The following is a 3,687-nucleotide window of genomic DNA, read 5'->3' as shown; positions in this document are numbered from 1 at the left end:
GCTGCCAAAGCTCATTTTCAAACCCACTTTGGAAAAGAATTGGTGACTTTGGGAGAATACCAAAAACTGGTAAGAGGCGACAAAGCGCTGCCATTGCAGGGAATTGATGATGTGATCACAGCCATGCGGTCATTACCATGGGAAAACGGGATGCGAAAAGGCACCCAGGGGGAGTCTTATATCATGATGGTCAGATTCGGAGAAGGGCTTCCAAAAATCGAGACGATCAATGTTTTCGGTGCAAGCAATGACGCTGAAAGCCCTCACTTTGATGATCAGATGGAAATGTTTCTTGAGCAAAAACTTAAACCGATGACTTTGGATAAGGCAGAAGTAATCAAAAATGCTAAACGTGTTTATAGTCCCGAAAAATGAAACTAGAATTGGATATTGAGAATCAAATCCGGCGAATGGCGTTTAAAAACCTTTCATATCTATTGCCCAAGTTTCTGCCAATACAACCGGGTATCAATTAGTTTTTATCCACGATTTATATGTACCTTTTTCTGAAATCACTTGGGTTTTCATTAGTGATTTTCTTAAAGATTCGATTAAAATATGAAAGACTTTCAAAGCCACAACTATAACAGGCTTCACTTACACTTTTCCCGGACATTAATTGACGTCTTGATTGACTGATTCTATATCGATTTAAAAAATCAATAAACGTATTTGCCGTTACATTTTTAAAATATCGACAAAAAGATTGTTTGGTCATATTGCTAATGGATGCAACCTCAGTCAATTCGATTTTATGATGATAGTTTTTATCTACGAATGCATAGATCTCTCTAATTCTTCCTTGTTCTCTATCGCTATACTTCTTAGAATAAGGTTGGTCATGCAATAATTCAAAATCATTTGTCTCTGAAAGCAATTGTAGTATTTCCAATAATTGTAAAAACTGATTGAATGGCTTTAAATTTTCGAAATTGAACAATTGATCTCCAATTTGCTTTTTTAACTTTCCTTTAAAAGCAATTCCACATATAGATCTTTGAAATAATTCTTGAATATTTAGCAATTCAGGTGTCTCTTGAATTTGCTTGTCTAAAAAATCTTTTTTTATATGAACCACCACTTTTTTATAATCTGATTTCACCCCATAATCAAAATTTAGATGAGGAATATTAGAACCAATAAATACTAAATCACTTCCTTCATACGTCGAAATATGATCTCCCACATGCCTGGTACCTGTTGCCCCCTCGATATAAACCAATTCATATGCCGAGTGAAAGTGCCAAAAAAACAAGTCACTCAACCTCGGATTGAACATCATGTTGAATGACCTATTTTCATTATTGTGAATAGTTTCAAGTTGAATCTTCATCGTATTGTACAAATTTAATAGAAAAAAATAGGCGTGGACTCATTAGAGTTAATATTGTGCAATTATCGGCTAATTTTAGAGAAAATTCAACCACCATTATTCCTCAAATTAGTATCCTTATTTCATTTAAAATCCTAAACCCATGAATGATCAAAGAAAAACCATGGCAACTACCATGATCCCTGACAACCAGCATAAAGATATCCCTGGCAACCCATCAACAGCAAAAAGCAGTACCTCGAAATTAAGACAGGAAGCCACGGAAGATACACTCAGAGTTTTGACAATGGAGCAGTGGGAATTCTGGAAATATAATGGATACGTGGTGATAAAAAATGCTGTTCCTAAAGAACAGGCTATGCAAACGGCTGCATTTCTTTGGGAGTTTGAAGAAAAAGACCCAAGCAACAAAGACACTTGGTACACCGCTCCCCGAGCAGAAATGCAAATGAAAGAGCTGGCTGGCACTGGAATGGTGGAAGTTTACAATAATCAACATCTTTGGAACAATCGTCAGACCCAAAGAGTATACGATGCTTTTGTAGACATTTGGGGAACAGAAAAACTATGGGTGACCATAGATAGGGCTAATTTGAATTTCCCTATCCGACCGGGTTTTGAGTACAAAGGTTTTATTCATTGGGATTACGACCCTGAAACCAAACCCCAAAATATCCAAGGGGTGCTGGCTTTGGCTGACCAAACTGATAAAAACATGGGTGGATTCCAATGTATTCCATGGCTGTACAGAAATTATGACACTTGGAAATTAACCCAACCTGAAAATAGAAATCGCTTCCAGCCAGACATGAATGGCCTCGAAGATGAGTTGGTAAAAGTCCCGTTGGAAGCTGGTGATTTACTGATTTTTAATAGTACTGAACCGCATGGTATTCGTCCAAATATTTCGGAAGATAAGGTGAGAATTGCTCAGTATATCTCCATGATGCCAGCTCAGGAAGAAAATGAATCTCTAAAGGAATGGAGAATTAATTCCTGGAAACACAGAATCGCTCCCCAAGGTTATGCCTTTCCTGGAGACCCTCGCAATTGGGAACAAGAAAGATACCAAAGAGCTGAATTATCACCGCTTGGAAAAAAATTGCTGGGTTTGGATAAATGGACTTAATTGCCTGAATAAATGGATTTGAATCTCAAAGGAAAAACAGCTTTTATTACAGGATCCACTTCGGGGATTGGCTTTGCCACGGCTAAAGCCCTGGCGAAAGAAGGGGCTAAAGTAATTATAAACGGCAGACAAAAGATGTCCGTCTCTGCTGCATTGGAAAGACTCCATTCCATGGTTCCTGAAGCCGAAGTTGAAGGGATTGCCACTGACTTTTCCAATATTGCTTCTGTTGCATCATTATTGGAACAGGTGCCATCTGTTGATATACTAATCAACAATGTGGGGATTTATTCCTCCCAAACATTTTTTGAAACGACAGATGAAGATTGGCAGAGGCAAATTGAAGTCAACATAATGAGTGGTGTGCGCTTGTCAAGGTATTTTTTACCAAAAATGCTTGAAGCCAATTGGGGTCGAATTATCTTTATTTCAAGCGAATGTGCAAGTTTAGTTCCTGCAGACTTAATTGCTTACAGCACCACAAAGGCAGCTTTGCTAGCCATTTCCAGAGGTTTAGCACAGTTGACTACAGGAACAGATGTAACCGTCAACACAATCATTCCGGGCTCTACAGGCACAGAAGGTGCCGAGCAATTTTTGGCAAATATTGCTCACAAAGAAAATAAAACAAGGGAACAAGTGGAACTTGATTTTTTTACTCAAGTGCGTACCAGTTCTTTGTTACAGCGATTTGCTTCTGTGGAGGAAGTTGCCAACACGATTACCTATTTTGCCAGTCCGCTTTCTGCGGCAACAAACGGAGCAGCTATCAAAATTGATGGAGGGAGTATCGGCGGTATCCTTTAAAAAAACAAGAGAATATGCCTGAAAAAATTTTAAGACATGTAGTATTATTTAAATTCAAGGACGAAGCACCGGAAGCTGAAGTAACAAAAATATCCAATGCTTTCAAGAAATTACCTGAGGCTATCCCAGTAATTAAAGATTTTGAATGGGGCATGAATGACAGTCCTGAAAATTTTCATCAAGGTTTTACGCACTGTTATATAATTTCCTTTGCTTCCGAAGCTGACAGGGATTCTGTTTACACCCCACATCCAAAACACCAAGCCTTTGTAGCCAGTCTGCAACCTCATTTGGAAAAAGTTTTTGTGGTGGATTACTGGACCAATCCATAAATTCTTTATGGATTTGAGCTTATGCTAAAGGCACCCAATAAGGCTAAATAAAAAAACAAAACAATAATATAAAAAGATGGGTTTTT

At 38.1% G+C, this 3,687-nt stretch carries 5 protein-coding genes; 4 read left to right on the top strand and 1 reads right to left on the bottom strand.

All coding sequences use genetic code 11. From position 1 onward, the window contains the following. Positions 1–375, top strand: a 375-nt coding sequence (locus tag ACZFYI_RS17205; RefSeq protein ID WP_462525361.1) for a penicillin acylase family protein, incomplete at its 5' end; no start/stop codon positions are given. Between the two features lie 115 nt (positions 376–490). On the opposite strand, the gene ACZFYI_RS17200 is transcribed toward ACZFYI_RS17205, so the two are convergent. Next, a complete protein-coding gene (locus ACZFYI_RS17200) occupies positions 491–1,333 on the bottom strand; it encodes an AraC family transcriptional regulator (RefSeq protein WP_462525360.1) in 843 nt (280 codons plus the stop codon). Positions 1,334–1,475: 142 nt separating this feature from the next. Here ACZFYI_RS17200 and ACZFYI_RS17195 point away from each other — a divergent pair, with 142 nt between their 5' ends. Genes ACZFYI_RS17195 through ACZFYI_RS17185 form a run of 3 tightly spaced genes read left to right on the top strand, consistent with a single transcriptional unit; the run spans position 1,476 to position 3,601 of the window. Beyond that, positions 1,476–2,462 carry a phytanoyl-CoA dioxygenase family protein gene (locus ACZFYI_RS17195; protein WP_462525359.1) on the top strand — a complete coding sequence of 329 codons (987 nt, stop codon included), beginning with the start codon at positions 1,476–1,478 and terminating at the stop codon, positions 2,460–2,462. A gap of 12 nt (positions 2,463–2,474) precedes the next feature. Next, entirely contained in the window at positions 2,475–3,269 is a 795-nt protein-coding gene (locus ACZFYI_RS17190; RefSeq protein ID WP_462525358.1) for an SDR family NAD(P)-dependent oxidoreductase, read from the top strand. Between the two features lie 14 nt (positions 3,270–3,283). Beyond that, positions 3,284–3,601 carry a Dabb family protein gene (locus ACZFYI_RS17185; protein ID WP_462525357.1) on the top strand — a complete coding sequence of 106 codons (318 nt, stop codon included), beginning with the start codon at positions 3,284–3,286 and terminating at the stop codon, positions 3,599–3,601. Positions 3,602–3,687 lie beyond the last annotated feature (86 nt).

This window comes from Aquiflexum sp., from assembly GCF_977115555.1.
The sequence above is the reverse complement of the archived record's forward strand: the minus strand, read 5'-3'. Positions and strand labels throughout refer to the sequence as shown.

Excerpts from the sequence above, each read along its gene's own strand:
- ACZFYI_RS17190 (WP_462525358.1), top strand. The coding sequence starts at position 2,475 with ATGGATTTGAATCTCAAAGGAAAAACAGCTTTTATTACAGGATCCACT.
- ACZFYI_RS17200 (WP_462525360.1), bottom strand. The coding sequence starts at position 1,333 with ATGAAGATTCAACTTGAAACTATTCACAATAATGAAAATAGGTCATTC.
- ACZFYI_RS17195 (WP_462525359.1), top strand. The coding sequence starts at position 1,476 with ATGAATGATCAAAGAAAAACCATGGCAACTACCATGATCCCTGACAAC.
- ACZFYI_RS17185 (WP_462525357.1), top strand. The coding sequence starts at position 3,284 with ATGCCTGAAAAAATTTTAAGACATGTAGTATTATTTAAATTCAAGGAC.